This is a genomic window from Mesonia phycicola, assembly GCF_900141885.1.
GTDB lineage: Bacteria > Bacteroidota > Bacteroidia > Flavobacteriales > Flavobacteriaceae > Mesonia > Mesonia phycicola.
Map to the genome: position 1 here is coordinate 60,701 of NZ_FQYY01000008.1, position 25,402 is coordinate 86,102.

A 25,402-nucleotide genomic window follows, 5' to 3' on the forward strand; every position below is an offset into this window, starting at 1 on the left:
AAATGATTTTGAATGAAATAAAAAAGCCTAAACAATATGTTCAGGCTTTTTTATTTCATTAAATTCTTTAATTTCTACCAATCAAATTGGTAACTAGCACCACCCATTACTTGTAGGCTTTGTACGGAGTATCCCATCCAACGTTGGTAGTTTCCTTCTGCTAAATTATTACCCCTTACAAAGAAAGACAACTGATCGTTTAATTTGTAACCTACTCTTAAATTAGCATCTAAAAAAGCGCCTAATTCTTCCACTCGTTGTGTAGCTCCTGCTTCAAAAGTAGTTGGGTTATAATTGTAATAATCTTTACGTTCTCCTACATAAAATAGACTAGCTCCTGCAAACCACTTTTCTGTAATTTGGTAATCTGCCATTAAGGTTCCTTTTAGCTGCGGTAAATTCCAAGTTTCTTGTTCATATTTACCATCAAAACTAGAAAAGCTAGCATTAAGTCTAACATTTAAACTCTCTGAAACTGCAAATTGCAACTCTCCGAATAATTGAATTGTATTTACATTATCATAAGCTAAGTCAAAAGAATTGAAATTTTCATATCCTTCTTGTGGTGCAATAACAGAATACGGATTGTGTATATATAATGCTTTGTCTTGCTCTGAAGTATAACTTCCTTTTACATCATAGCTTATATTTTCTGTAAATTTACCTTTACCTCCTACATAAATATCATATTGCTTATCTGTTGGAGTAATAGTTAAGGTTGGAGATAAAAACGGATTACCTTGTGCTAAATCATAATACGTGTTTTGTTGTAAACCTCCATCTGCTCCTGCGTATACAGAGAAATACTCTCCTGCCACCCTGTAATTTGCATGAATTTTTGGGTATACATAAAAGCTATTATCATCATTTTCTCCATCCATAGAATAAACTAATTCTACTCCAGCATCTAGAGATAAATCTCCTTCCGTATAATTTATACTTGGGTGAACTCCTAAATTTAAATAGCTGTATTTTATTTCTGCTGTAGGATTTGCAAATTGTTGATCGAAATTACCATTTACATAGTCTAATGAAAAATCTAAATTAATTAACTCGTCAGACACTTCAAACTCAAACTCTGGAGTTAATAATACATGATTTTCACCACTGCTGTAATTATCACCAAAGCGTTTGTATTTTATTGCTGCTTTATCAAAAACACTTTCTTCTACATCAATATTACCACCTACAGAAATTGCATAATAACTATGTTGAGGATCTATTGCACTATATTCTTCTCCCGTTAGGGGTAAAAAATCTGGTGCTCCATACCAATTAAATACTTGGTGCTGAAAACCTACTTCTGTACCCCAAGTAAAAGTTCTTGCACTACCTGTATAATCTAAATTTAAAGCAGTATCATAATATTTATCATCTAAAGTTGCATTATCTATGCCACCTTGAGAAGAATTATGAGTAAGAGAAATACCTAATTCTTGATTTCTATTTACTTGTAGACCGCCATAAAACTCTGCCATTATATTAGCATAGTTACCAAAACCTAATGCCGCATAATTATTATACAAAGAAGGCCTTGCTTTACTTGCTACGGCTGCTGCTCTTCCTTTAGCAGGGGTAAAAGTCGAAGCTACTGGAAAAGAAAAAATATCATAATTTACATTTTTCTTTTTGCGTTCTGTAGAGTCGTTAATTTTTGGGGTTTGCTTAACCTTAAAAGCATCACTCACTGTTGGTGAGTATGGTTTTACAATTATTAATCGTTCGGTATCAATTGTACCTTCTTCTTCATCTTCTTGAGCAAATAGTACGCCTGAAAATATAAATATCGAAAAATATAAAAGTCCTTTACTTAATGTAATGCGTTGCATATAAGAAAGTTTAATTTGTTTGTTGTTGAATTAATTTTGATTTGCTTCTACAGAAGAATTAGTTTCTGCTTGTTTATTTTTTATTCTAGATAACTCTGCTTTTGCTTCTGCTACCAAATCTGTATATTCTGGATAACCATTAATTAAACCATTTAATACATAAGTTGCTTGGTAAGCATCTCCTAAATCATCAAAGTTTTTCCCCATTAATAGTAAACTTTTAGCAGACCATTTTGGGTAACCAGAATATTCTTTAGCTAGAGTTTGTATAGCTTCATTAGAAGCTTCATAATTACCAGCTTCTCTTTTAAAATAAACTTCATAATATTGTGCTTCTGCTGCTAACTCACCAGTTGCTATTTTTTGTACTTCTTGATAGGCTGTTTTTGCTCTAGCTTCATCTCCTGTTTGCATTGCAGAACGAGCAATAAATACTTGCGCGTCACTCTTTACATTATTTTCTATTTTAGTGTCTTGCAATACTTTCTCTGCATACTGCACCGTACTTTCATAATTTTCTAATTGATAGTAAGACTTCATTAAATTAGATTGCGCAAAGGTGATATTTTGCGGAAAATCTGCTTCTGCTTCTAACCTTTTAAGAATAGGAATTGCTTCTTTATAATTTTTATTTTCTAAGTATAATTGAGATAATCTTGCTAATGCTTGCTCTGTAAATTCATTTCTAGATTTTTCTACCACATACTTATAATGAGGTATGGCTTCATTTTTTTCATTATCTCTATATTGCAACTGACCTAAATAGAAATGAGCAGACATAGCGTGTAAACCATTAGGGAAATCATTTAAATATTTTTGAAATCCTTTTTTAGCGTTTTTAGTATTATTTTCTATAAATTGATTTTCTGCAGCTTCATAAGTAGCATTATCTATATCTGAATCTGACACCTCTACAAAATCTAACGTGCTAACCCAAGCAGCATACTCATCTGTTCTACCTAAATCTACATATACAACTCTTGCTGTTTTTACAGCTTGATTTGCTTCTTCTGTGCCTGGATATTGTTGTACTACTTTTTTAAATTTTTGTAACGCCTCATTACCTCGATCATTATTGTAATATATGAGTCCTTGTTTTAATAAAGATTTAGATACAAATGAGCTGGCTGGTACATTATTAATTAATTGATCATAAGCTTGAATTGCTTTGTTTGTATTACCTATTGCTACATAAGTGTTTCCTAACTCATAATATGCATCATCTCTATAGATAGATTTTTTATACTTTTTTAAGAAAGCTTCTAAATCTTCAATTTTTCTGTCGTTTTTATCTACAAACCCGTAGCTAATTGCTTTTTGAAAATAGGCATAATCACTATCTATCCCTTTCATGGCAATTGCTTTGTTATACGCTTCCATTGCAGACCAGTAATCACTCGTAACAAAGTAACTATCTCCCAATCTTAAATAAGCGTCATTTTTTTGAGTTAATGGGATATTAGACTTTTCAGAATAATTTTTAAAAGCATTTATTGCAGTAGCATATTCTTTTCTTTTAAAGTAGGTATAAGCTATATTATAATCTATACTTTCATACTCTACCGTATTTTTTGCAGCTGCCATACCTTTAAATTCTTTATAACCTATTAAAGCATCTTGATAGTTTTCTAAGTTATAATCACTCTCTGCTTTCCAATAAGTAGCCTTTGCGGTAAAAGTTTGGTCGTTTCTTTCTGCTAAAGATTTATTGAAGAGAACTAAAGAACCAGAATAATTGCCTTGGTTGTAAATCTCTACCCCACGGTAATAAGCAACTTTTTGGTAAACTACTTTGTCTTTATAATCGTTACTATCTTCTAGTAATTTAAGTGCTTTTTCATAGTTTTTAGAAGTAATATAAGAGTCTACTAACAATTCTTCTACTGCCTCACGCTCTTGAGATGCTGGGTATTTTTCTAGAAAATCTGTTAATACTTCTGGTATGCTCTTGTAGTTATTTCCTATTTCATAACTTAATTTCGCATAATTTAGAGCTGCATCTTCTTGAATTTTCTCATCAAACTCCATTTCAGATGCATTTTTAAATGCGTTCAAGGCTTCTTGCTTTTTCCCTAATTCTATATAAGACTCTGCTAAATGGTAGTAAGCATTTTGAGCTACATGATTTTGCCCGTCTATAATTTTATTAAATTCTGAAACTGCATTTTCATAATCTTGTTGTTTATAATATGCATACCCTAATTGGTAGTAGTCTGTATTATTCCACTTTCCTTTTTTACCTCTATACTCTTTTAAATAAGGAATAGCTTCTTCGTATTTTTTTAAATTGAAATAACTTTCTCCTATAATCTTATTTAATTCTGAACGCTCTATCGCACTAGATTTGTCTAATTGAGCTAAACCTAAACTTATAGCTTCTTCAAACTTGCCCAATTTAAAATTCATATCTGCCTGAAAATATGAAAGGTTACGATCGTAACGGTTTTCTCCTTTTACTTGATCAAACATTTCGTTGGCTTCTTTATAATCGTCTCCTTCATAAGCCATAAAACCTAAATAATATTTAGCTTGAGAGCCATACTCTTTAGAGTCTCTTACTTTATTAAAATATTTTTTAGCTTCTCCTTTTCTGTCTGCTTTAAAGTAAGCATACCCATTATTAAAGTTAAACTCCTCTAACTCTTCTCTAGACAAGCTACTTTCATCTACTTCATCAAACCATTTACGAGCATAATCATACTGCCCATTTTCAAAATAATAATTTGCTACATTAATATATGCAGAGTTTCTTTTTGTGCTAGAAGGGTAATTTTGCACAAAATCTTCCATTAGCTCATCTGCATTAGACTGATTTAATCTCACTGCACAATTAGCCACGTAGTAAGCACAGTCTGACTCTAAAGAAGAAGTTTCTGCTTGACTTTTTACTTCTTTAAACAGTTTTTGCGCTGCTTTATATTGATGGTTATTGTAAAGCTCTAGTGCCTTTGTATAATCTGCAAAATCATTAGTATACACTGCAGATTGCTGTGCTATAGCACTATGCCCTACTATAAAAATTATTAAAAAACTAAAAAAAGAGTTGTAACGCATTCGGTTGAAAATTTTTGTTAACTGCAAGACCAAATATAATTTAAACTGAATTTTTAAAACGCATAAAAAATGCTTTAATTATGTTAATGTTAAACCAATTTTATATGGATATTTGACCATTCATAGATTTTTTGGAGAATTATGAGTTTTATTTTCTAGAAAAATTTACCTTTAAACCTAAAATGTAATTCATGGCAGAAACCATCTTAGAACTGAAAAATGCTGCAATCTATCAAAGAGAAAATTTGATATTATCTGAAGTTGATGTAGAAATTAACCAAGGTGATTTTGTATATCTTATTGGTAAAACTGGTACTGGTAAAAGTAGTTTCATGAAAACTCTTTATGGAGATCTTTCTCTATCTGAAGGAGAAGGAAGCATAGTTGGTTTTGATTTACGTAAACTTAAACAGAAAGAAATACCACATTTACGCAGAAAACTTGGTGTAGTTTTTCAAGATTTTAAATTGCTTAACGACCGTACTATAAAAGACAATCTTATGTTTGTTTTAAAAGCTACTGGTTGGAAAGAAAAAAAGGCTATGGAAAACAAAATTGATGAAGTACTTGGCAAAGTTGGCATGAAAACCAAAAACTTTAAGTACCCTTATCAACTTTCTGGTGGTGAGCAACAACGTATCGCTATTGCTCGTGCTTTATTAAATGACCCAGAATTAATTCTTGCCGATGAGCCTACAGGTAATTTAGATCCGCAAACATCTGTAGAGGTGATGGAGGTTTTAAAAGAAATTAATAAAAACGGTCGTACTATTTTAATGGCTACGCACGATTACGCGCTTCTTTTAAAATACCCTTCTAAAACTTTAAAATGTGACGGACAAAAAGTGTTTGAGGTAGTACAAAAAAGTGCTTAAGCAGAATAACAAATGAATGTTTTTTGCATAGGGTATTACGATAAATTTTCAAGGTTTTTTGCCCATATAGAAAAACACCTAAAACAAAAATATCCCGATTTAAAATTCTCTATTGCTAGCATTTATGCCAGTGGTTATGTGTACTCTAAATTAAGAAATATACCCTCTTATGCTATTGCTTATCAAGCTTGGCTACTAGCTTTTAAGAATAGAAAAAAATATGATGAAATTATTTCTACAGAAACTTATTACAAAGAATTTCATATAAAACAATTAATTTCTTCTTATAAAAAAAACCACTCTAATTTAATAAATAAACAAGCCTTAGCCTATATAGATATACTAGACGAAAAATTAAAAAATGTAAATCTATTATTATTAATCGGTGACTTAAGGCTGCCTATAGAAATTGCAAAAACAATAGCTAAAAAACGTAAAATCACTACTTATTTTATAGAACAGGGACCTTACCAAACTACCCTTTTTGATACACAAGGTGTAAATGCAAATGCTTCAATTAGAGGTTACCATTCTACAGAAACTAAAAACTTAAAAGAAAAAGAAGATTTTATAAATCACTTCACCACTAAAGAAAAAAAGAAAAAATATAACCGCTCACCATTGTATAGAGGGTTAGATTATCTCTTAGAAGTATTATTAAACAAAACCCCAATACTTCCGCCAGATTTAAAAATTAAGAATCCGTTATTTAAATTTAAAAATAGAAAACTAGTCTCTAAATCATTTTCAAATTATAGAGATACCTCTCAAAAAAATATCTTCTTATTAATTTGCCAAGTTCCGTTTGATGTAAATATGACTCACCATAGTCCATTTTATAAAAATCACGAAGAAATTTTACAAGATGTTTACTCTAATTTACCAGAAAACAGTATTCTAGTGGTAAGAGAACATCCTATTTATAAAGGAAAATATGGTACTAAATTTTATAATTTTATTCTTGAAAAGAAAAATATATTTTTAGACACTCATCCAGATTTTAATAAAATTTTAGCTGCAACCAATGTAGTTATTGTAAACAATTCTACCGTAGGTTTAGAAGCTATTGTAAAAAATAAAACTGTAGTAGCCCTAGCAAATTCTTATTATGACGATAGTGACATTTGTTTAAAGCTCACAGAAAAAGAACAACTAAACCTGTTGTTAAAGAAAGCTCTTACCTACAAAATAGACAAGACAAGTAAAGTGAATTTCTTGCATGAATTTTTTAAACATCATCTTATTGAAGGTTTTATTACCGATGAATATTTAACTGCACCTAAAACAATTGCAGAAAAAATTAATAGTAATTTTATAGAATAATTTAAGCGCATGCCATTTTTCTCTGTCGTTATTCCTCTTTACAATAAAGAAACTCATATTAAGAACACTTTACAAGACGTTCTTGATCAAAATTTCAAAGATTTTGAAGTAATTATAGTGAATGACGGGTCTACAGATAAAAGTGTTTCTATTGTTGAAAAATTTACAGACACTAGAATTAAACTATTTCATCAAGATAACCAAGGCGCCGCAGCAGCAAGAAACTACGGAATTGAACAAGCTAGCGCAAAGCATATTGCACTTCTAGATGCAGATGATATGTGGAAAAATAACCACTTAGAAGAGTTTTATAAAAGCCTACAAAAATTTCCTGATGCAGGTGTATACTGCAACGCATACCAATTAAAGTTACGCTCTAACTTTACACACAATGCTTCTTATAATTTAGAGAACTTAAAGGAGATTCAACTAGTGAAAGATTATTTTAAAGCTAGCTGTATTCATCCATTAATAATGACTTCTGGAGTGGCATTTAAAAAACAGAAATTTTTTGATGTTGGAGGTTTTGACCCTAAAATAATATCTGGACAAGATATAGATTTATGGATACGCTTTGCGCTATACACAGAGATTGTTTTTAATCCAAAAATAACTGCTTGCTACGATAAAACTGTAGCTAATAGCTTATCTAAAAAACATTTAAGAAAGATTAAATATGAATTTTTAAATAATTACAAAGAACAAGAAAACAAAAACCCTTCTTTTAAAAACTACTTAGATCTTAATAGGTATGCTGTTGCTATTCAATGTAAATATTATAATGACAAAGAAGTTTTTCAGTTATTAAAAAAAGAGATTAACGCTGCTTCTCTCACTAAAAAACAGCTCTTTTTATTAAATAGCCCTACATTTTTAGTCAAAAATTTAAAGAAGCTTCACTCCTATTTAATTGAAAAAAATATTTATTTAACAGCTTTTAAATAGATTACATCTTTCTAATTTCCCCTATAGCCTGATAGCCTTCTTTGTATTTTTTAATAATTGAAGATACTTTAATGTGTTTTTTCCTAATTAAAAACGATAAGAATTTCACCATCCACAATATACTTAAATTACCATATTGCAAATATTTAGCTGCAGCACGAGCTCTTATAAATTTATTAGAACCTGGGTTAGATGTGGAGCTTTCTTCTGCATGACACACTATAACTTTAGGAATATGATAGGCTTTAATATGATGGGATAATATTTCTTGAAAAAATATACTTTCTTCTCCAGATTTAAAATAAGAGCCTAATCCAAACCTTTCATCAAAAAGAATTTTATTCTCTACTATATCTTTTGTTTTACAAGTAATTTCTATAGAAGAAAGCGAAATTTCTTTTCTTTTTTTTACAAGTTCTCGCTCTTTATTATTGTATTTTTTATAAGGTTTGTTTGTAAAGGTATTTGCTTGAAAAGAAATAAATCCAGCTTCTGGGTATTTGGTATATCCTGCAGCAATAGTAATTGCAAAATCTTTAGAGAAAACTACATCATCATCTGTGATTACAAAAATTGGCTTTACCGTATTTTTTATAGCTAAATTTCTACTTTTAGATAAGCCTACCTCTTGGCAATTTATAACCCGTACGTTGGGCACGTTAGAAATTAATTGATGTTCTTTATCTGTTTGATTAATAATTAAAATATGATGTTTACTAATATCATTATTTACAAACATCTTTCCAAGAAAGCTTAACGATGTTCTCTTCATGGTAGAAACTAAAATTTCTACATCTTCTGGAGTGTAAATAGCTAATTTTGGTAGATTATTCATTATTAGTATCCCAATTAAAGGTATCAAAATCTATCCCTTCCCCTACAATACGCTGTTTAGGTACAAATTTTTCTGAAAATATACTTTTAGACAATACTAGTTCTTCAAAACTTATATCTGATAAATCAGCTAAACTGTGCAGCAAATCGTCTAAAACATAAGGTTTTTCTGTATTTATATGAAATTCACTATTTGCTTTAAACTTATTTGATTGCCAAAGTAAAAATGGCACTTCAAACATTCCTTTAGTTGGGTTGTTATCTATATGCCCTGCAAAATCTCTAACTTCGTACATTTCTTCTCCGTGATCAGAAAAGTAAAATACGTAACTCGCTTCATTATTACTATCTACTCTATTAATAACTTGCTCTAAAATATAATCGTTGTACAAAATAGCATTATCGTAATTATTTCTTCTTGAAAGTGCTAATGGAGAAGTAAATTTGCCTTTGGGTTTTTCTGTGAATTTTTTAAAATTTGAAGGAAATCTATCTTTATATTTTAAATGAGTACCAAGAATATGCAATACTATAAATTTTTTAGCTGCAGGATCTTTTAGAGCTTGATCTAAATAAGGTAATAAAACTTCATCATAAGGTGTTTTAGAACCCGAAATAGCAGAATTGGTATATTTACATACATCTGAAGCCTTAGAAATTTTTGTCACCAAACTTTCAAATTGCCCAATTGGTCTTTGGTTAGAAAACCAAAAAGTTTTAAATCCTGCCTGATTCATTAACTGTATGATAGAAGATTCATTATTCTTCTTAAAACTATTTAAAGTTAATGCTTCTTTTAAAGAACCTATAGTATATGCATGGGGGCTAATAACATTGTTATAAATTAAAAAGTCTTCTTTACGGTTTTCTATATTTGGTGTGGTTTGTCTATAATACCCATAAACGCCTAAATGATTTTTATTAGTAGATTCTCCTATCACTAATACGTAAGTTACTTTTTTATGATCTCCATTATATTTTACATTTGTTAAACTGCCTACAGAAGTATCAATGTTAAACGAAGCCATTTTTTTTTGTTCACTATAATATTCATAAGAAGCTCTAGCTACTAAATAGGGAAAATTAGGAACAATCAGTTTTGTCAATTTTAAAAAGACTAGTATGCTAATAAAAATAAAACCTACAAAAAGCCTTTTCTTTTTAGGTAAAAGAACCAAATTAAATTGACTAGACTTATTTTTAAAGAACAAAACCAAGCAAGCTACTAAACTTAAAAAGAATAAGATTATGGGTATATCTATATAAAATTGCAAAAACTCTTTAGCTTCAGCAGTATTTGTTTCTAAAGCAATAAATATAGCTGACTCACTAAACTGAGTTTTAAAAAGTTGATAAAAAGTAGTTTCTAAAAATAGACATACAAGAAATACTACATAATAAATAGATTGCAATATATACTGTACTCTTACCGAAGTAAACCATAATACTGTGATTAGCATTGCAATTACAAACAGTATATTTTCAAAAAAATTTTCTAGTCTTGAGAAATCAAATTCAGTAAAAAAAACCTCATAAAAAAGTGTGATAAAAATAGGTAGTAACCAAATAACTACAAACCAACACTTCACTTTTATTAGGTTTACTTTCATTATTTTGAGTGCTTAAAAAGTGGTTTTCTAAAGATAAATAATACAAGTAAAAAGTATAAAAAATTGATAGATGCATGTGCATATACTACCCCTGTTAATCCAAAAACATCTAATAAGTAGATACTAAAAATGTACATTCCCACTGCTAAAAATAAATCTGTAGCAATAAATCTTTTTACTTGTCTTTGAGCGTGCATCTGGTAAGTCATTACTAGTGCTAAAATATAAAAAAAATCTCCTAGTAATTGACCTAAAAACAAATCTTGCATAGGTAAAAATTCTTGCGAATAAACTATTCTTATAATATAATATCTTAATACATAAATAATAATTAAGCCCAGACCATAAAAAGGTATAATCCATTTATAAAACTCTAATACAGTTTCTTTAAAGATATTTTGATTTTTTGCAGAAGATAATTTTGGCAAGACATATAAGTTAATTACAGAAACCATTAGCAGTATGTAATGTGAAGATAATCTACTCATGGCCTCCCAATAACCAGCATCTGTACTAGATAATGTTACCATTATTTCTTTTCTCACACCTAAATAAACCAGCGGAAAGGTAATACTAGAAATTAAAGTCATTACCCCATATTTAGACAAGCTAGAAACTACCTTCTTAGGAAAGTAAAAAAGTTTCAAATTTTTAAAAAGATAGTAATAAGGTTTAGCGTAATAAAGGGTAATTATAAATTGAAGTGTAGAAAGTAAAACTATAGTTATAAATGCACCTTCAAGCCCAACAAAATATAGCAAAGCCGAAAAGAAAACCAAATTACATAAACTGGTAATTATATTTATTGAAATAACTTTTTTAAAATCTGATAAGCCTTGAAGTATAGATAAAATAAAAAGATTAAGGGTATTTACAGGAAGACTAAATGCTATTAAATTAATTATCCACGCGTATGCATTAGTTTGAAATATATAATAAGAAACCTTGTTATTAAACACCAACAAAAATACACTTACCGCTACACTTACTAATAGACCTAAACTAAAAAAAGTATTTGCTAATATTTGCAGTAGCTTTTTTTTATCTTTTCCTTTTGCTGTATGGCTTACTACTCCTTTTTGTACTCCCAAAGAAGCTACCGTATTTATTATATTTTGCCCATTTCTTAAGTTTCCTATTAGAGCAATACCAACTGGACCAAAAAAATGTGCTGTAAGCTTAGAGGTAATTAGACCTGTAATCATTTTCACTAAAATAGCGCCACTATTAAGCGATGTTACTTTTAGTATTGGATTATTTTTTATAAATTTTATAAACTTCAGGTACATCTACATTAAGTTAAAATACTTAAAACATTAATAGTTAATGATTATTAGACTGTTTATGTTTTGGAATTTTATTAGTCCATTTATTTTTTAAAACTACAAACCAAGAGAAATGTTTTACAAAAAAATAAGTAACCGTAATAATCATTATAAATTCTAAGGGAAAGCTATACCGGCTATTTGAGCCATAAGTTACCATAGCCTGAAGTACAGATGCTGAAAAAACTATAAAAAACAATAGAGTATCTTTTTTTACTTTCTTATCTACAACAAATCTATATATATAATAAGGTATTAAGCAAATAAATATAATTCTATAAAAGTACAGAATAGATTTTTGTAGGTACCATAATATTAAAAATAGTTTCTTTCCTGGTTTTATTTCATCATATTTCCAAAAAATGCTTGGTTCCCAAAAATTTAACCACGAATTAAAAACTACCTGTTTAATATAATCTCTTGGATTATTATAAATTGTTGCTTTAGCATATTCTCCAAACTCATTAGATAAATCGGGAAAACTCAAATTTTTATATTTAAACGCTCCTTGATGGTATGCATACCAAATAGACATAGCTACATCTCTATTTTCATCTATAGATTTTTCACGATACACAACATAAGGCTCAATAATCCAATTATATTGTTTAGGTCCTTTTTCTGCAAAATGCACGCAATTTTGAGCCATATTTAACCCTAAAAATGTAGTAGAAACAAAATACCCCGTATTTAGCTTGTTAGCGTAAGACCAACCAAAATATACAAACAATGGTAATATATAAATAAGCAGTAGTTTCCCTAAGTTCTTTTTTAAATGAAAACCTTTAAGCAACCACATCCCGAAAATTAAAAATGGTAAATAAATATAAAAAGGTTTTATAATTACCAATATTGCTAATACAGCACTTAAGTACAGTACTTTTAAGAAACTAAACTTATAAACCGAATACTTACTGAGTAAATACACTACCCAAGATAAAAAAAACAAGGTTATAGATTCTGTTAAAATAGCTGACTCATAGAATATAACGTGAAGAAAAGTTATCATTAAAAAAGTAATATAAAAACTAATCTTTCTAGGTATTTTTAAGTGAAGTAAAGTTCTATACCACAGAACACTAGCGATAATCCCAAGTAAATTTTGCAAAACAATAATCCCCCTTAATTTGCCTCCTGCCAATAAAAGAAATAAAGAATACCCAGGACTTCTCCATCCGTTATATCCTTTTAAACTGAAATTTTTAATATGCTCTGCTAGTATGTAATAATCTGAACTATCAGGATATTCGGCTATATGATTATAAAATAAAGCGAATATAATCAGTCTAAGCAATACTCCTAATGCTACTATAAAGTGTATATTTCTATCTTTAATAATGAGCATATAGTTTTATTAATTGAAAAGGAACTAAGAAAAACTCATATAGTTTAATTTTTGAATTTCCTTTTTCTTCCCAAGCATTTAAAGGGATTTCTACAATTTTACTCGCAAATTGAATATCCTTTTTTTTAAAACGAAGTAAAAGTTCTACATCAAACAACCATTTAGTACAAAAGGGATGTTTAAATATTTTTTTAGCCAAATTAGCTTCTAATATTTTTGCTCCGCATTGCGTATCATAAACTGGAGTTTTTAAAACAAATTGACTAATAATAGTAGCAAAAACTCTCCCAAAATAATGACGTAATAGGGATCTCTTTACTTTATTACCCATAAGTTTTATACGCGCTCCCATTATTATTTTTTTATTTGGATTTTCTGTTGCGTAATTTAAAAGTCTTACAATTTCTTCAAAAGGAGTTGCTAAATCTGCATCTAGATAACCTATATAAATATAATTTTCTGATAAATATGCTAAAACTCCTTTTCTTATGCTTTCTGCTTTCCCTTTATTAGTCTTATTATTTACACAAAACACATTTTGAAATGCATTTGCAAAACCCTCCATAATTGTTTGTGTTTTATCTGTACTTGCATCATTTACCAATACAAAATCTATGTTAGTATATAACATAAAAGCTTTTTGATAAGCCTCCATCACAATTCTATCTGCCTCATTAAACAAAGGAATAATAATTAAAGTTTTTTGCTGAGGCATAAGGTAGATTTATATTCAAAGGTACAAGACCATCTGCATAACTGTTAGTTGAAATTACTAAGTTTTCAAATATAACCAGCTAGTTTCAATAAAATTTACGATCTAATTTTTATAAGATTACGTGCGCTTTTAGGTATATCTATAAACCCATCTTGTATAGATATTTTAGAGCTTTTATCTATAGTTAAAGAAACACCTTCTTCTATTTTTAAAGTTGCTCCATTTTTTACAATAATTTTTACTCCTTTTTCTATAATAAGATGACTTCCTTTTTTAAAAATTAGAGAAGAATTTTCATCTAAAATAATAGTTGATTTTTCAAGAAATTGAAATGTCCCGCCGCTTTCAACTAATAAAACTGTGTTTTTTATAAAACTTCCGTTAACCGATTTTGCAGAATTAAAAGTTTTGCTCTTATTAATTGTAAGTACCTTTTTTTTAGTTAAGGTAATTGTTTCGCCAGCAGGCAAAATAATATTACCTGTCATTCTAAAATCATCCTCTATTTTACCATCTTCATAATTAACTACAAGCTCGTAATTTCCGTCATCCATTTTATTTGGCTGTATAGATAAAGAATGTAAAATAACAGGAGCCATCGTGTCTTTCTTCCAATCAAACTTCTGAAAGTTTGTTAAAGGCGGATTACTAAATGCACTAAGTTTTTTATTAGGTAAAGGTAAATTTGGAGCTGCGTATCCCCAAACGGGTTTTCCATTAACTTCTATAATATTACGACCATCAATATAATTTCCTCTTGCTCCATTTGCAGACTCTGTATATTCTATTTTATTATTCTCATTAAAATCATACCTAAAAAAACTGGCTTCGTGTTGCCCTCCATATGCATTTTCTCCCTCATTATTCACGTCTAAAATCTCTGAATTCCAAGCGTAAGCTTCCTTTTTTAATTCTTTAAAAGTATAATCATAATTTCCTTTTCCGTAAATAATCTTGATTCCGTTTGTTCCTCTAGAAAACGGATAAAGTTGTTCTCTATTAGATGCTATTTTTTCAATAAACCCAACCAAGCCATTTTGTTTAGTGATAATAGAATCACCATGCGCATCTACAAGTAAATTTGGCTTTTTGTAATAGGGATTGTTGGATTGATGATTTTCTAACCAAATATATTCGTCTTCTGTATTTGGAAGCTTTACTCGCATTGTCTCACCAAACTCTAAATAATCTTTTAAAATATATTTTTTATTTTTTACGTAATTTTCTTCATTAATATCATGGGTTATATCTATCCAGCCAGCGTACCAACGCTCCCAAGCATTTGCTAAAGACATAAATTGCCTGTAAGAATCCATTAATCCCCAACCATAATTATAATAATAATAATCACCTGAAGCTTTATTAGCCATAACGGTATGTGGATTGTTGATAAGGGTATGCGCCATTTCATGAATAATAAGCTCAATTCTCCCATAAATATCTCCTTGAAAAAAGAATATTCTTAATCCGTTATTTCCTCCTATTTTTACATCTCCAAAATTATTCTTACCTATAGTTCTCTCCAAACCTGCTCCGGCAATTGCTTTTGGCCAGTTTGATTTATTTTGCCCATTAGGGTGTGGCGACCAACGATTGTCATTTCTGAAGTTTAAAATAACATAATCAATTTTATTGTCTGGTTGGGGGTTTTCTAAACTTACAGAACTATCAAACGTAAAACTGGGATTATTTTGAATATTATCAAATCTTGACCAATCATAATCTTGAGGAAAAATTTCAGTTATTTTATGAAATACCTCCTCTACAATTTCACCATAACTAGTTAAGCCTTTCGGGTTTATAGTTATCTCTATAGGCTTATTGTTAACAGGATCTTTCAAAACCTCTGCATAAAAACGAAATTTGCCTTGAGACATGGCATAATAAAACTCTGAAAGATTTAAGTAAATATCATTATTAACAAGTTTTCTTGTTTGAAAATCTGACGGATCTTGATGTGCCCATATAAGTTTCCCTGTATTTTTATCTACTACAGATTCTCCCGAATGAATAGGAAATTTAGAGCCAATTGGCCAATGTGGTATTTCATTCTTTTTTGAATGTAAAGATGACTCTGTAAAATTTACATAGATTACCAGTGCTCTTAATTCTCCTTTAGGGGTAAAAGCCCCACCGTATATAGAAGATTTTTCATTACTAAAATTAGTAGTTTGTTGAGCAAAAAAAAATGTAGTTGAGAAAAGAAATAAAAGTGTTATTACATATGGATGAAGAGGACAAATAAATTTGTTTATTTTTTCCACAAAAAACACTTTTTAAAGAAGTTAATATAAATTGAAACTTTATAAAGATACTATTTTATACCAACAGAACAAGAAGAAAAAATGGCTGTCTAGATAGACAGCCATTTTAAAAATTTTTATATAATCTTATTACGTTTACGCTCGTTTTCTGTTAAGAATATTTTACGTAATCTTAAGTGGTTAGGCGTTACTTCTACATACTCATCTTTTTGTATGTATTCTAAAGCTTCTTCTAAACTAAATTTAATAGCTGGTACAATTTTAGCTTTATCATCTGCTCCTGAAGAACGTACGTTAGATAATTTTTTTGTTTTTGTAATATTTACAGACATATCATCTTGACGTGAATTTTCACCAATAACTTGCCCTTCGTAAATATCTTCTCCCGGATCTACAAAAAACTTACCTCTATCTTGTAATTTATCAATAGAATAAGGGATTGCAGTACCTTTTTCCATAGATACTAAAGAACCGTTTTGACGTTCTGGAATACCTCCTTTTAATGGTTGGTATTCTTTGTAACGGTGTGCCATAATTGCCTCTCCAGCAGTAGCTGTAAGTAATTGGTTACGTAAACCTATAATCCCTCTTGATGGAATTATAAAATCACAAACCATACGGTCACCTTTAGCTTCCATACTTAACATTTCACCTTTACGTAGTGTTACTAACTCTACCGCTTTACCTGAAACATTTTCTGGTAAATCTATAGTTAATTCTTCTACTGGCTCACATTTAACACCATCAATTTCTTTGATAATTACCTGTGGCTGACCAATTTGAAGCTCGTAACCTTCACGACGCATAGTTTCAATTAAAACAGATAAGTGAAGTACACCACGGCCAAAAACCATAAATTTATCAGCACTATCTGTTTCGTTTACTCTAAGTGCTAAGTTTTTCTCTAGCTCTTTAGTTAAACGATCTTTAATATGTCTTGAAGTTACAAATTTACCATCTTTTCCAAAGAAAGGAGAATCGTTAATGGTAAATAACATACTCATCGTAGGCTCATCAATTGCTATAGTTTTTAAACCTTCTGGGTTTTCTATATCTGCAACAGTATCTCCAATCTCAAATCCTTCAAGACCTACAATAGCACAAATATCACCTGCAATTACTTCTTCTACTTTTCTACGGCCAAGACCTTCAAAAATGTGTAATTCTTTAATTTTTGTTTTCTTAATAGAACCATCACGTTTTACAAGAGAAACTTGCATTCCTTCTTTAAGAATACCTCTTTGTAAACGTCCAATAGCAATTCTTCCTGTAAAAGAAGAGAAATCTAAAGAAGTAATTAACATTTGAGGAGTACCTTCAGAATCTACTTTAGGTCCAGGGATATGCTTAATTACCATATCTAATAATGGCTCAATATTGTCTGTTTCGTTTTTCCAATCGTCAGACATCCAGTTATTTTTAGCTGAACCGTATACTGTTGGAAAATCTAACTGCCACTCTTCTGCTCCAAGCTCAAACATTAAGTCAAAAACTTTTTCGTGAACTTCGTCTGGAGTACAGTTTTCTTTATCTACTTTGTTTACAACCACACAAGGTTTTAATCCAAGATCAATTGCTTTTTGAAGTACAAAACGAGTTTGTGGCATCGGTCCTTCAAAAGCATCAACCAATAATAAAACACCATCTGCCATGTTTAATACACGCTCTACCTCTCCACCAAAATCGGCGTGACCAGGAGTATCAATAATGTTAATTTTTGTGTCTTTGTAAATTACAGAAACGTTTTTAGAGGTAATAGTGATTCCGCGTTCACGTTCTAAATCATTATTATCTAAAATTAATTCTCCTGTGCTTTCGTTATCACGAAATAAGCTACAGTGATACATTATTTTATCAACCAGGGTAGTTTTCCCGTGATCTACGTGTGCAATAATTGCAATGTTTCTAATATCTGTCATATGATGCCTCTTTTAAAAGGCTGCAAATGTACGTTTAATTTTCTGTAAATAAAGCTTTAAACAAAAAATTATACAGCTATTTAATTGAATGTTATAATTATAGATGCAAAGTATTAACATTGAGACTAATCTACTCTGTTTTAAATAAAAAGAAATGTTTCATCAATTAAAAATATCTGTCTAGATAAAATAATAAACTAATCATTAAAAATAAATATCGTGATAAAAGAGAAAATGGCTTTAAAAAAACACAAAACTTCTTGCTAAAATATATAACAGTATAAAAATATAATGGCTTAAAAAGTAAATCCAATTTTAACTACTGAATAATTAATTATCTTTGTTTCATAAAATTTTGAAGATGAAATTAGATAGAATTCCAAAGATAAAACATACTAATAGTGATAATTTCTTTCTATTAGCAGGACCTTGCGCCATTGAAGGTGAAGATATGGCTCTTAGAATTGCAGAAAAAGTAGTAGAGATTACCAACAAATTAGAAATTCCTTACGTATTTAAAGGTAGTTTTAAAAAAGCAAATCGTAGCCGTATTGATAGTTTTACAGGTATTGGTGATGAAAAAGCTTTAAAAATACTACGTAAAGTTTCTGAAACTTTTGATGTACCTACCGTTACAGATATTCATGAAGTAAGTGATGCTGCATTAGCTGCAGAATATGTAGATATATTACAAATTCCTGCTTTTTTAGTTCGCCAAACAGATTTAGTTGTAGCTGCTGCCAATACTGGCAAAGTTGTAAATCTAAAAAAAGGGCAATTTATGAGTCCAGAAAGTATGCAACACGCAGTAAAAAAAGTGACTGACTGTAATAATGAGCAAGTAATGGTAACAGATCGTGGTACTATGTTTGGTTACCAAGACATGATTGTAGACTTTAGAGGAATACCTACTATGAGAGAGTTTGCTCCTACCGTGTTAGATGTTACTCACTCTTTACAACAGCCTAACCAAACAAGTGGAGTTACGGGCGGAAGGCCAGATATGATTGAAACTATTGCACGTGCAGGGGTTGTAAATAATGTAGATGGTCTTTTTATTGAAACTCATTTTGATCCTGCAAACGCAAAAAGTGATGGTGCAAATATGCTAGATCTACAATATTTAGAAAAGCTACTTTCTAATCTTGTAGCAATTAGAAAAACGATAAATAAATTTTAAAGTAGTATTAATATTTAGCCAATTAAAAGATAGTTTTAGAATTTTCGGCTTAATTTTCATGGTATCCAACCAAAAAATTAAGAATGACGAAAATTCTAAAACTTTTTTATTTTCTAGGGTTAACTTTTTTTATTTCTCTTCCAAATCACTGTCTCTCTCAAGAGAATCAAGAAAAGGAAAAACCTAAATTAGACTTAGGTGGCGCTGTACGTTTTAATTACATCAATTCTTCTTGGAAAAAAGAACAAAAAGCTAAAGGCGGTGAATTTGGTTATGATATGATTGCCATACAGCCCAAAGCTTCTTACAAAAAGCTTAGCTTAAATGCAGAATATAGATTTTATTCGGAAGCCTTTGGCGGAAGTTTTTTAAAATACGGTTGGATAGCTTACCAATTTAACAATCAAGATCAACTACAAGCTGGGCTAGTTTACGTACCATTTGGCATTCAGCAATACAATTCTAACAATTGGTTTTTCAATATATCTTATTATGTGGGATTAGAAGACGACCACGATATGGGATTAAAATATGTGCACGAAGACGAAAATTTTGAATATGCTTTTGCTTTTTTTAAAAATGCTGAAGAGATGCAATTTATTGGTGGCGAAGAAAATAACTCTAGCCGCTATGCTTATGATATTGTAGGAAGAAATAAAGAAACTAACCAGATTAACGGAAATTTTGTTTGGAAGTTTGGCGGACACGTAGACCATCGATTAGGAATGTCTGCACAACTTGGTCAGCTATACAACTTAGACACCAAAGAAAACGGAAATCACTATGCACTCGCGTTACACTATGAGGTTTATTACCACGAATGGAATTTTAAAATAAGTTTAAACCACGTAGCACATAACCCGAAAAACGGAAACGCATCTTCTAACGATGTATTGCAAATGGGTGCCTACGGAGCTCCTTACGAGATTGCTGCAGATTTTAATATTTATACTTTATCTGCATCTAGGAAATTTGATATTGATTGGGGACCTTTAGAAAAAATTGAAGCTTATAACGATTTTGGATGGATGCATAAAAAGAAAGAGGAGTTTGACTCTTCTTTAATGAATGTGATAGGCTTCAAAATTACTGCTGGTAATTTGCTAACTTTTGTAGATTATGCTGCTGGTTATAACCACTCTTGGCTAGGCGGAAACTTTATAGATGACTTCTCTACCGGTTCTCCAGATGCTAAGTGGGAAGCTAGATTTAATATTAATTTTGGGTATTATTTTTAAAGCATTGAAGCCTCATAAAATTTACGAGACTTCTATACTTATAAAAATTTTATTGAAGCCTTACTCTTTCCCTTCTACAAAATCTTGTAAATACGCAAAACGCGGAGTGAGTTTTCCTTGAAAGGTCATTCGGGCACGTTCTAAAATTCCGTCGGCATCATCGTTATAAAATGATGGAATTACGTGTTTTAAAAACATTTCTCCAAAACCTTCGCTGGCATCTTTTGGTAACTCGCAAGGTAAATTATCTACTGCCATTACGGTAATGGCTTGCGGAGCATCAAAAGCAACTTCTTTTTCGGTGGTTGGATTGTAACCATAAAAAGGATCGGCTATCGTAGAAGGTCTTAGAGTGCTTGCCACCGGACCATCAATATCACAACTTATATCGGCTACTAAATTGATTTTAAATTCTGGATGTTTTGCGTCTTCTCGAGTAAATAAAAATGGAGCACCATCTCCATAAAAATGTCCGGCAATAAATATATCACTCACTTTTGCAAAGCGCATAAAATTTGATTCATATTCATCTGGATTATTATAAAAATCAAAACGATCTAGGTTTTTTCCATCTTTACGCTTGTTATAATCTAACACGTCTATTTGACAGAATACTGGCTCATCAAAATTATTAACCAAATAATCTTGAACGTTGACTTCTTTTAATTGTAGATGTTCTAAAATTTCTCGAGCTCCACGAGCTACCTTCCCTACTCCGGTTAGTATAATTTTTAACGAAGAAAATTTTACTTTACTAAGTTCTTGCTTTAAGGCTTTGTAGTCTGGTAGGTTTTCTACTTTTTCTAATTGAAATGATTTTTCTCTTAAACCTAAAGCACGTAAACCGTTATATGCACCAACAATACCCGCGTAGCGTCCAAAACCTATTAGTCTATTTCCTTTAGCATCGGTAATAGTTTCATGATCGTATAGTTCTATGTTTTTTTCTAAAATTGCTTTTAACAACTCTCGATTATAAGGTTGTTTCTTTATGGTATGCGAGAAGAAAAAATATTTTTTGTTCGGAATTAATTCTGAAATAGGTACTTCTTTTACTCCTAAAAGCACATCACCATCTGATACGTTTTCACTTACTTCTATGCCTTGTTCTTGGTAAGCTGAATCTGGAAAAATTCTGATATTAGAGCTTTCTACTTTTATTTGAGTTTGCGGAAACTGCTTTTTTAGTTGCTTTAGTTTTTCTGGTGAAAAAACAACTCTTCTATCTGGTGGGGTTTTGCGTTCTTGAATAATTGCTATTTTCATAAATTTTAGTTTCTATAGTTATTAGCCTGAAATGGTTAACTTGGCACAGGCTTTGCAATTTAAATACTGTTATGTAAATATATGATTTTATTGTATCTTTGCCTGCCTTACTTAAGGGTAAGAGTTCTTAATTTTATTGGTTTTGCGTTAGGGATAGTAGCGGTATCCTTTTTATTTTGTTTTAGGATTTTGCTTTTTTACAAAATAAAAATATATAGCGAATAGCCCGCCGTTTGCCTGTGAAGGCTAACGAAACGCCCAAAAGAGTTAAGTAAGTTAATTGAATATGGGGTCGACTGGTTTTGACAGCGAGTCTAATTGGGTAGTAAGCACGTCGAGCGCTGGGATATAGCTCGTAAATCTCATGTTTCACACTTTTTTAAACGGCGAAAATAATTACGCCTTAGCTGCATAATCTGAATTATAGTAAGATTTGCCTTTGTCCCTACTAGGTAGGGAGCTAAGATGTCTCGCGGAAGCCTTGATTTACGGCGTCTGCACTAGAGGCACCGATAAAGTAAATATAGAAACCATAGGGTCTTGATGTGGTTTTGAAACTTAATTGAGAATACGTGTAAAGTTGGTGGTTTTCGGCCGGCTTTATGCCGACAATTAAATGAAAACTAAGCGTGTAGAAAGCTGTTTAATTGCTTGTTTGGACGGGAGTTCGAATCTCCCCGACTCCACTTAAAAAGCCTCCATCATCTAAAATAAGATGATGGAGGCTTTTTTATTTTAAACATAATACTGTTAATGTTATTAGTATCTTTTATTTTCACTACTCCGAAAAAGGTTAAAAAACCGTTTAAAAATATTAGGGCGATAAACTACAATCTCTCCCAAAAGTTCGCCGTGCATTTCTAATTTTATATTTTGAAGTTCTTGGGCTTCATTTATCTGTATAAATTTAGTCTCGAAACCTAGGTAAGAAACTTCTAAAAAAATTTCATTTTCAAAATCTTGTTTTGGGATGGTTATAGAAAAATTACCATCAAAATCTGTTTGTGTAGAATTTGTTGAGTTTTGCTGAAGTACATAAACACCTGGCAATGGTAAGTTTTCTTCATCTGTCACAATTCCTGTAATTATTATGGAGTCGTTTAAACCACCAACAGGCATTTTGTTTTTTAAAATTTTAGATATATTAACCTCTTCTTTTTGTTGCTGACTTTTCTCATTTTGGAAACTTAATACCGACTTTTGAATAGAGCGTTTTTCTTGTGCAAAACTCGGTTGAGCTACTGCAATGATTGACCCCAAACCTAAAGAAAGTCCTAATCTATTTAATCCGCTTGAAGATGACAAAACATATTTTTCTTCCAGCTGAGCCTTAGTAAATCTACCACATAGCTGTTTATCTTTACTCATTTTACGAGCAATTTCAGAAGATGAAAGTTTGGTGAAATCTGTCACTTCTTTTTGACATCTTGCACAAAATTTACCTTTTTGAGAAGGGGTCATTTCTTGCCAGTTTTCTTGACAAGGTTCTGGTATGTTAATTTTAAATTTCAATCTACTTGCTATTAATACTACTAAATATAAGTAGTTTTTTTTATTCAGGGATTTCAATTTTAGATACTTCTGCTGCTAGAGCTCCTTGTATTTTCAAGATAGCTACCAAATCATTTTCTTTAAAAAAGAGGTTAATTACCTGTATTTGATCTATTGCTCCAAAAACTAAAACGCCTTCTTTTACTTCTATAATGTTTTCTAATTTATCATTGATGTTTTGAATTGCTTCTTCTATTTTTGGAAGAAGTAACAACTTAGATTTATCTAAAATTTTCTTTTTCAAGAGAGTATTCATCATCACTTTTAAAACTTGGTTAGTAAGCCAAGCTTTATTTTCTCCTTCTACCTTGTATTTACTCACTACTAATTCTTGCAATAGGTAATCGTATTCAAACTTTAATTGAATACTAAATTTCACCTTTTTATTACTAAAAAGTATGGTATCTAGTAGAACTTCTTGATGAATATTAACATCATACTCTTCTTCTCCTGGAGATAAACTAATAGCTGTAATTTCTCCTAGTTCTTTTTCTTCTGAAGAATTATCTTTCTTTATTTTAAAGCCAATTAATTTATCTTGAATTAGCTTCTCTAAAGCTTCTAATTTTATTTTTACAGGTATATTGATAATTATACCGTCTTCGTTATAATTTCTATTCTCTACCTCTTTCATTACCTTTCTCTTTTTGTGGATAAGGTACAAAATAAAAAATCCTTCAGCAGTAGAAGGATTTTTAAAAAGTTATATAGTTACTTCTGTTTTCTTATGCCTGTAAGCAAAGAAGAAGATATAGGAGTAGCAACAAATTACTAATATAAGCGCTAGACCAAACCCGAAGTTATCTGTTAAAAGTCCGAATAACGGTGGTACAATAGCTCCACCAACAATCATAGTACACATTATACCTGAGCCTTGAGGTTTACTGTCTCCTAATTCATCTATACCTAAACTAAAAATAGTAGGAAACATTATTGAATTGAATAAACCTACGCTTATAATTGTCCACATAGCTACCAAACCAGTACTTTGTGTTGAAATTATAATTAAAGAAACCGCTATAATTGCAAAAATACTCAGCACTTTAGACGGACTAATTATACTTGTTAAGTAAGCACCGATAAATCTACCTACCATAGCCCCTGTCCAATAAAAGGTAACAAAAATACCTACTACTGCTTTTGCATCTACACTTTGTAAATCATCTGTTAAAAACCAATGTGCTATGCTACTCATAAATGGCGTATTTCTAATTATTTCCGCAAGCTCTAACTGCATAAAATAATTTACCATATAACTACCAATTGCTACTTCTGCACCCACGTAACAAAAAAGACCTATAGCACCTAAGATTAGATTTTTATTTTTAAAAGCTGTAGCATAGCTTCCTTTTTGCTCTCCTTCTCCAATTACCTTTGGTAAGTTTACAAATACAAATACCAAAGCTATTGCTATTAATATACCTGCAATAACAATAAATGGGGTTTGAACAGCAGAAGCTTCTGCTGCATAATATTCTGTTTGTTCTATAGTTGTTAAAGAACTTATTTCTCCAGCTGTTTTAATTTTATCACTTAATATAAACAAAGCTCCAACAATTGGTGCAATAGAGGCACCTAGTGAATTGAAAGCTTGTGAAAGATTTAAACGGCTAGCCGCACTTTTTTCTGGTCCTAAAATAGTTACATAAGGGTTTGCTGCTACTTGAAGTATAGTAATACCTCCAGCCAAAATAAAGTAACCTAACATGAAGATCCAGAAAATACGTAGGGAGGAAGCTGGGTAAAATAACAGACATCCGCCTGCCATCATTAATATTCCTAAAACGATTCCTTTTTTGTATCCAATTTTAGATAAGATAAAACTAGCGGGAATAGAAAGTAGAAAATATGCTCCAAAAAAAGCAAACTGTACCATTCCTGCTTGAAAGTAACTTAACTCAAACACTTCTTTTAATCTTGGTATAAGAGAGTCTACAATTACAGTTAAAAAACCCCATAGAAAAAAAAGCAATGTTAAAAATATAAACGCAGTACGGTAAGTAGTTTTAGTTGAATTACTCATTATTGAAAATTAAAATTTATCTAAAAATCAAAAATAGAATTATTCTTAAAAGAAATTAAGAAATAGATATATAAAAACGAATGAAAATTTTAATTCCATAAAAAAA

At 30.5% G+C, this 25,402-nt stretch carries 18 protein-coding genes and 1 other RNA gene; 6 read left to right on the forward strand and 13 right to left on the reverse strand.

Annotation, left to right across the window (positions count from 1 at the left end):
- Positions 1-74: 74 nt before the first annotated feature.
- A complete protein-coding gene (locus BUC03_RS12255) occupies positions 75-1,829 on the reverse strand; it encodes a TonB-dependent receptor (protein ID WP_073152483.1) in 1,755 nt (584 codons plus the stop codon).
- Positions 1,830-1,859: 30 nt separating this feature from the next.
- Complete coding sequence (locus BUC03_RS12260) at positions 1,860-4,883, reverse strand: tetratricopeptide repeat protein (protein WP_073152486.1); 3,024 nt, start codon at positions 4,881-4,883, stop codon at positions 1,860-1,862.
- A 191-nt stretch (positions 4,884-5,074) separates the two neighbouring features.
- Between BUC03_RS12260 and BUC03_RS12265 the strand changes: the two genes are divergently transcribed.
- Genes BUC03_RS12265 through BUC03_RS12275 form a run of 3 tightly spaced genes read left to right on the forward strand, consistent with a single transcriptional unit; the run spans position 5,075 to position 8,026 of the window.
- Entirely contained in the window at positions 5,075-5,758 is a 684-nt protein-coding gene (locus BUC03_RS12265) for a cell division ATP-binding protein FtsE (RefSeq protein WP_073152489.1), read from the forward strand.
- 12 nt (positions 5,759-5,770) lie between these two features.
- On the forward strand, positions 5,771-7,081 hold the full coding sequence (locus BUC03_RS12270) for a capsular polysaccharide export protein, LipB/KpsS family (protein WP_073152492.1): 1,311 nt from the start codon (positions 5,771-5,773) through the stop codon (positions 7,079-7,081).
- 9 nt (positions 7,082-7,090) lie between these two features.
- On the forward strand, positions 7,091-8,026 hold the full coding sequence (locus BUC03_RS12275) for a glycosyltransferase family 2 protein (protein WP_073152495.1): 936 nt from the start codon (positions 7,091-7,093) through the stop codon (positions 8,024-8,026).
- 1 nt (position 8,027) lies between these two features.
- On the opposite strand, the gene BUC03_RS12280 is transcribed toward BUC03_RS12275, so the two are convergent.
- From BUC03_RS12280 to typA, 7 genes are all read right to left on the reverse strand, one after another.
- A complete protein-coding gene (locus tag BUC03_RS12280) occupies positions 8,028-8,861 on the reverse strand; it encodes a glycosyltransferase family 2 protein (protein ID WP_073152498.1) in 834 nt (277 codons plus the stop codon).
- A complete protein-coding gene (locus tag BUC03_RS12285; RefSeq protein ID WP_073152501.1) occupies positions 8,854-10,470 on the reverse strand; it encodes a sulfatase-like hydrolase/transferase in 1,617 nt (538 codons plus the stop codon). The genes BUC03_RS12280 and BUC03_RS12285 overlap by 8 nt, the downstream gene beginning before the upstream one ends.
- Positions 10,470-11,759, reverse strand: coding sequence for an O-antigen translocase (locus BUC03_RS12290; protein ID WP_073152504.1), 1,290 nt, complete (start codon positions 11,757-11,759; stop codon positions 10,470-10,472). The genes BUC03_RS12285 and BUC03_RS12290 overlap by 1 nt, the downstream gene beginning before the upstream one ends.
- 34 nt (positions 11,760-11,793) lie before the next feature.
- Positions 11,794-13,140 carry a hypothetical protein gene (locus BUC03_RS12295; RefSeq protein ID WP_073152507.1) on the reverse strand — a complete coding sequence of 449 codons (1,347 nt, stop codon included), beginning with the start codon at positions 13,138-13,140 and terminating at the stop codon, positions 11,794-11,796.
- Entirely contained in the window at positions 13,127-13,855 is a 729-nt protein-coding gene (locus BUC03_RS12300) for a glycosyltransferase (protein ID WP_073152510.1), read from the reverse strand. Before BUC03_RS12300 ends, BUC03_RS12295 begins: the two co-directional genes overlap by 14 nt.
- A gap of 95 nt (positions 13,856-13,950) precedes the next feature.
- Entirely contained in the window at positions 13,951-16,119 is a 2,169-nt protein-coding gene (locus BUC03_RS12305; protein WP_073152512.1) for a metallopeptidase domain-containing protein, read from the reverse strand.
- 116 nt (positions 16,120-16,235) lie between these two features.
- Positions 16,236-18,038 (reverse strand): translational GTPase TypA, encoded by a 1,803-nt coding sequence (gene typA / locus BUC03_RS12310; RefSeq protein ID WP_073152515.1) that lies wholly within the window; start codon positions 18,036-18,038, stop codon positions 16,236-16,238.
- Positions 18,039-18,399: 361 nt separating this feature from the next.
- On the opposite strand from typA, the gene kdsA reads away from it, so the two are divergent.
- Together kdsA and BUC03_RS12320 are read left to right on the forward strand one after the other, a co-directional pair.
- Positions 18,400-19,218, forward strand: coding sequence for a 3-deoxy-8-phosphooctulonate synthase (gene kdsA / locus BUC03_RS12315; RefSeq protein WP_073152518.1), 819 nt, complete (start codon positions 18,400-18,402; stop codon positions 19,216-19,218).
- An 83-nt stretch (positions 19,219-19,301) separates the two neighbouring features.
- Positions 19,302-20,456: a hypothetical protein gene (locus BUC03_RS12320; RefSeq protein ID WP_073152521.1), complete on the forward strand. Its 1,155-nt coding sequence runs from the start codon at positions 19,302-19,304 to the stop codon at positions 20,454-20,456.
- A gap of 60 nt (positions 20,457-20,516) precedes the next feature.
- Here the strand turns inward: BUC03_RS12320 and BUC03_RS12325 are convergent, their stop codons facing one another.
- Positions 20,517-21,722, reverse strand: coding sequence for an NAD(P)-dependent oxidoreductase (locus tag BUC03_RS12325; RefSeq protein WP_073152524.1), 1,206 nt, complete (start codon positions 21,720-21,722; stop codon positions 20,517-20,519).
- Between the two features lie 288 nt (positions 21,723-22,010).
- On the opposite strand from BUC03_RS12325, the gene ssrA reads away from it, so the two are divergent.
- Positions 22,011-22,411, forward strand: a transfer-messenger RNA (tmRNA) gene (ssrA, locus tag BUC03_RS12330).
- A 70-nt stretch (positions 22,412-22,481) separates the two neighbouring features.
- Here ssrA and BUC03_RS12335 read toward each other — a convergent pair.
- From BUC03_RS12335 to BUC03_RS12345, 3 genes are all read right to left on the reverse strand, one after another.
- Positions 22,482-23,234, reverse strand: a complete 753-nt coding sequence (locus BUC03_RS12335; RefSeq protein WP_073152527.1) for a carboxypeptidase-like regulatory domain-containing protein — start codon at positions 23,232-23,234, stop codon at positions 22,482-22,484.
- 40 nt (positions 23,235-23,274) lie between these two features.
- Positions 23,275-23,907, reverse strand: a complete 633-nt coding sequence (locus BUC03_RS12340) for a DUF4403 family protein (RefSeq protein WP_073152530.1) — start codon at positions 23,905-23,907, stop codon at positions 23,275-23,277.
- Positions 23,908-23,976: 69 nt separating this feature from the next.
- Entirely contained in the window at positions 23,977-25,296 is a 1,320-nt protein-coding gene (locus BUC03_RS12345; RefSeq protein ID WP_073152533.1) for a sugar MFS transporter, read from the reverse strand.
- Positions 25,297-25,402 lie beyond the last annotated feature (106 nt).